Source organism: Flavobacterium sp. SOK18b (assembly GCF_014156605.1).
GTDB classification, from domain to species: Bacteria; Bacteroidota; Bacteroidia; order Flavobacteriales; family Flavobacteriaceae; genus Flavobacterium; species Flavobacterium tiangeerense.
Genome location: NZ_QKNZ01000168.1, coordinates 1 through 594 on the forward strand (window position 1 = coordinate 1; position 594 = coordinate 594).

Here is a 594-nt window from a genome sequence, read left to right on the forward strand (position 1 = left end):
ATACAAATACAATGAGAAAAATCAATTAATTGAAGACTTATATCTAAATCCTGAAAATGATTCTGACAAAACTGTTGTTTTTAAAGCAGAAAATCAGCTATCATTTTATCCTGAAAGACTAACAAAATATGAATATAAAGAAATAAAAGATACTTTAATTTCGATAAAAATTCGACCAAAATTTAATGTAAAAGAAGTAACAAAAAAATTGAAGACAAAAAAATATTCGCTTGAAATAAAAGAAGATTATGACAATGATTATTTAAAAAGTAGAACATTAATTTATACAAACAAAGATTCAATTATTGTTTATACATACTACTACAAAAATAATAACGAAATTAAAAGCTACTATATTACAACGACTACAAAAAACAATATAACCTCAAAGTGGAAAACCGAAGGTAACGGAAATAATGAAGAACGTAACGATATAATCAAAATAAATATCGTCAATGACAAACATAAAAATTGGGTTAAAAAAACTTATTCTAATAAAAATCAGACAACAAGAATAATTGAAAGACAGATCGAATATTATTGAAAATAAGAAAAACATCTACTAACCACCGCGCGGCTACAGCTGCGTCAGGC

The 594-nt window shown here is 25.3% G+C and carries 1 protein-coding gene; it reads left to right on the forward strand.

The window, feature by feature from the left end; translation table 11 throughout:
- Positions 1 to 544 (forward strand): hypothetical protein (locus DNC80_RS15695; protein ID WP_182652021.1); only part of this gene is annotated, 544 nt, incomplete at its 5' end.
- Positions 545 to 594 lie beyond the last annotated feature (50 nt).